The organism is Streptomyces sp. NPDC058279 (assembly GCF_042881255.1).
In the GTDB taxonomy this organism is placed as follows: Bacteria; Actinomycetota; Actinomycetes; order Streptomycetales; family Streptomycetaceae; genus Streptomyces.
In genome coordinates this window covers 129,975-133,903 of the sequence record NZ_JBHVYA010000016.1, presented here as the reverse complement: position 1 = coordinate 133,903, position 3,929 = coordinate 129,975, and the positions used below count along the sequence as shown (strand labels likewise).

5 protein-coding genes are annotated in these 3,929 nt (G+C 70.4%); all 5 read right to left on the bottom strand.

All coding sequences use genetic code 11. From position 1 onward, the window contains the following. The coding region (locus tag ACFVXJ_RS25355; protein WP_389664987.1) for an adenosylhomocysteinase at positions 1-504 on the bottom strand (504 nt) is incomplete at its 3' end. Next, positions 482-1,387, bottom strand: a complete 906-nt coding sequence (gene metF / locus ACFVXJ_RS25350) for a methylenetetrahydrofolate reductase [NAD(P)H] (protein ID WP_389664985.1) — start codon at positions 1,385-1,387, stop codon at positions 482-484. The genes ACFVXJ_RS25355 and metF, both read right to left, overlap by 23 nt. After that, entirely contained in the window at positions 1,384-1,527 is a 144-nt protein-coding gene (locus ACFVXJ_RS25345; protein WP_389664996.1) for a hypothetical protein, read from the bottom strand. Before ACFVXJ_RS25345 ends, metF begins: the two co-directional genes overlap by 4 nt. Then, positions 1,524-2,507 (bottom strand): carbohydrate kinase family protein, encoded by a 984-nt coding sequence (locus ACFVXJ_RS25340; RefSeq protein WP_389664984.1) that lies wholly within the window; start codon positions 2,505-2,507, stop codon positions 1,524-1,526. The genes ACFVXJ_RS25345 and ACFVXJ_RS25340 overlap by 4 nt, the downstream gene beginning before the upstream one ends. A 42-nt stretch (positions 2,508-2,549) precedes the next feature. Further along, the gene (gene metK, locus ACFVXJ_RS25335; RefSeq protein WP_389664982.1) at positions 2,550-3,776 is read right to left on the bottom strand and encodes a methionine adenosyltransferase; all 1,227 of its coding nucleotides are present in this window, start codon (positions 3,774-3,776) and stop codon (positions 2,550-2,552) included. Positions 3,777-3,929 lie beyond the last annotated feature (153 nt).

Genomic DNA, 3,929 nt, shown 5'->3' with positions numbered 1-3,929 from the left:
GGCCGCGCCCGCCTTCTCGAACTCGACGCCCTTGTGCACGAGCAGGGTGGCGTCACCACCGTCGTCCAGGATCATGTTCGGGCCGCCGGTGGGAGCGTTCGGCCAGGTCAGCGCCTGCTCCGTGCACCACCAGTACTCCTCCAGCGTCTCGCCCTTCCAGGCGAAGACGGGAACACCCCGCGGGTTCTCCGGGGTGCCGTTCGGACCGACGGCGATGGCGGCGGCCGCGTGGTCCTGGGTGGAGAAGATGTTGCAGGACGCCCAACGGACATCGGCACCGAGGGCGACGAGCGTCTCGATCAGCACGGCGGTCTGCACCGTCATGTGCAGGGAACCGGTGATCCGGGCGCCGGCCAGGGGCCGGGTCGCCGCGTACTCCTCGCGGATCGACATCAGACCCGGCATCTCGTGCTCGGCCAGGGTGATCTCCTTGCGGCCGAACGCGGCAAGGGACAGGTCTGCGACCTTGAAATCGGCGAAGTCAGCTCGGGGTTGCGAGGACATGCTGGGCACTCCTTGAATCTCGTATGGTGCGGTGGATGTCGAGCGTCGCCGTCGAGCGGTTCAGCGTGATGTAGTGCAGTCCGGGCGCGCCTTCGGCCAGCAGCCGCTCCGCCATGGCGGTGGCGTACTCGACACCGATGCGGTGGCCGTCCTGCGGGTTGTCCCGGGCCGCCTCCAGTCGGTGCGCCAGTTCCTCCGGGAACGCGGCGCTGCTGAGCTCCGCGAAGCGCCGGATCTGGCGGACGTCGGTGGCCGGCATGATCTCGGGGATGATCGGGGTGTCGCAGCCCGCCGCGGCCACCCGGTCACGCAGCCGCAGATAGTCCTCCGCGTGGAAGAACATCTGCGTGACCGCGTAGTCGGCGCCGGCCCGGCACTTGGCGACGAAGTGCCGGATGTCGCTCTCCCAGTCCGGGGAGCGGGGGTGCCGCTCCGGGAACGCCGCGACCCCCACGCTGAAGTCCCCGGACTCCCTGACCAGCGTGACGAGTTCATGGGCGTGGCGGAAGCCGTCGGGATGGGGCACCCAGGGTGCGTTCGGGTCGCCCGGCGGGTCACCGCGCAGGGCGAGGACATCGCGTACGCCCACGTCCGCGTACTGCCCGATGATGTGGCGCAGCTCGGCGACCGAGTGGCCGACTGCGGTCAAGTGCGCGACGGGCCGCAGGGTGGTCTCGGCGGCGATCCGCTTCGTCACCTCGACGGTGCGGTCCCGGGAGGAGCCGCCGGCCCCGTACGTGACCGAGACGAAGGACGGTGACAGCGGCTCGATACGGCGGATGGCGTCCCAGAGGGCACGCGAGCCGGCCTCGGTCTTCGGCGGGAAGAACTCGAACGAGAACGACGGCTCTCCGCTGCGCAGGAGATCGCGCAGTACGGTCATGCCCGACCTCCGGCAGTGAAGCAACCGGCCTCCGGGTGGTGGAGGACGATGGCGTCGGTGGACTGCTCCGGATGGAGTTGGAACTCCTCGGAGAGGTGGACGCGCAGAACCGTCACCCGCCGGGCACGTTCCCCACTCATGCGCCGCCCGCCAGCCACGGCTCGATGTCACGCGCCGCCTCCCGGCCGTAGACCCGGTCGATCCGGGCCAGCAGGTCCGAGGGCAGGAACTTGTACTCCTGGGTGCCGACGCACTCAAGCACCACCGTGGCCAGCGCGCAGCCCAACTGCGCGGCCCGCTCGTACGGCAGCTGCCACGCGAGGGCCGCGAGGAAACCGGCGCGCAGCGCGTCGCCCACACCGGTCGGGTCGGCGGCGGCGTCCGTCAGGACGGCGGGGATGTCCCGCCGGGTTCCGTCGGACGAAATGATCGAGACGCCGTCGGCGGCGCGCGTCACGATCCAGGTGCCGACCCGCTCCAGCACCTCTTCCTCGTCCCAACCGGTGCGTTCGCGGAGCAGCGCGCTCTCGTACTCGTTCGTGAAGAGCAGGTGCGCCCCGTCGACCAGGCGGCGGGTCTGCTCGGTGTCGAGCCGGGCCAGTTGCTGGGACGGGTCGGCCGCGACCGGGACGCCGAGGGCATGTGCGGTGGCGGTGTGCCGCAGCATCGCCTCGGGGTCGTCGGCTCCGACCAGGACGAGGTCCAGGCCACCGAGGCGCTCGTGCGTCTCGGCGAGGTCGATCCGGTTGGCCTCGGCCATGGCGCCCGCGTAGAAGGTGGCGATCTGGTTCTGGCTGTTGTCCGTGGTGCACACGAAACGCGCGGTGTGGAGCTTCTCGCTGACGCGTACGGACGCCGTGTCGACGCCGGCCCCCCGCAGCCGATGTCCGTACTCGGCGAAGTCCACACCGGCCGCGCCGACGAGTGCGGGCCTGAGGCCCAGCCTGCCGAGACCGAAGGTGATGTTGGCTCCCACTCCGCCCTGGTGCACTTCCAGGTGGTCGACGAGGAACGACAGTGACACGGTGTCGACCTTGTCGGTGATCAACTGCTCTGCGAAATTGCCGGGGAAGACCATGAGGTGGTCGGTCGCGATGGAGCCGGTCACAGCGATACGCACAACGCTTCTCCTTGAACTCTGGGCAGGACGAGCGGTCAGCAGCTACCGCAGGCCGGCGGCCTTGCGCAGGGCGTCGGCGCGGTCGGTGCGTTCCCAGGTGAAGTCGGGGAGTTCGCGGCCGAAGTGGCCGTAGGCGGCGGTCTGCGCGTAGATCGGCCGCAGCAGGTCCAGGTCGCGGATGATCGCGGCCGGACGCAGGTCGAAGACGCCGGCAACGGCTTCCTGGATCCGCCCGTCGGGCAGGGTCCCGGTGCCGAAGGTCTCCACGAACAGGCCGACCGGCTCGGCCTTGCCGATGGCGTACGCGACCTGCACCTCGCAGCGCGCGGCGAGGCTGGCGGCGACCACGTTCTTGGCGACCCAGCGCATCGCGTAGGCGGCCGAGCGGTCCACCTTGGACGGGTCCTTGCCGGAGAACGCGCCGCCACCGTGCCGGGCCATGCCGCCGTAGGTGTCGATGATGATCTTGCGGCCGGTCAGGCCGGCGTCACCCATCGGACCACCGATCTCGAACCGACCGGTCGGGTTCACCAGGAGGCGGTAGCCGCCGGTGTCCAGCTTGATCCCGTCCCGGGCCAGCTGCGCCAGGACGTGCTCGACCACGTGCTCGCGGATGTCCGGGGCGAGCAGCGCGTCGAGGTCGACGTCGGCGGCGTGCTGCGAGGACACCACCACCGTGTCGAGGCGGACGGCCTTGTCGCCGTCGTACTCGATGGTGACCTGCGTCTTGCCGTCCGGGCGCAGGTACGGCACGGTGCCGTCCTTGCGGACCTCCGTCAGCCGCCGCGAGAGCCGGTGCGCGAGGTGGATCGGCAGCGGCATCAGCTCGGGCGTCTCGTCGCAGGCGTAGCCGAACATCAGTCCCTGGTCGCCCGCGCCCTGCCGGTCCAGCTCGTCGCCCTCTTCCGCCGCGGCGGCGCTCTCGACGCGCCGCTCGTAAGCCGTGTCGACGCCCTGCGCGATGTCGGGCGACTGCGCGCCGATGGACACCGACACGCCGCAGGAGGCACCGTCGAAGCCCTTCTGCGAGGAGTCGTAGCCGATCTCCAGGATCTTGTCGCGCACGAGCTGCGCGATCGGCGCGTACGCCTTCGTCGTCACCTCGCCCGCGATGTGCACGAGACCGGTGGTGATGAGGGTCTCCACGGCCACCCGCGAGGTCGGGTCCTCACGCAGCAACGCGTCGAGGATCGTGTCGCTGATCTGGTCAGCGATCTTGTCGGGGTGACCCTCGGTCACGGACTCCGAGGTGAACAAACGACGGGACACAGCGCATTCCTCCTGTTGTACGGCCGGAGGGCGACGGTCTCCGACGCCTCTGGAGATCTGCTCGAACCCACGGACACGCACGCTTGACCTCGATCGCGGTCGAGGTCTTACCCGCGAGCGGCGGCGCCCGGTCCGGTGGCCCCGGACCGGGCG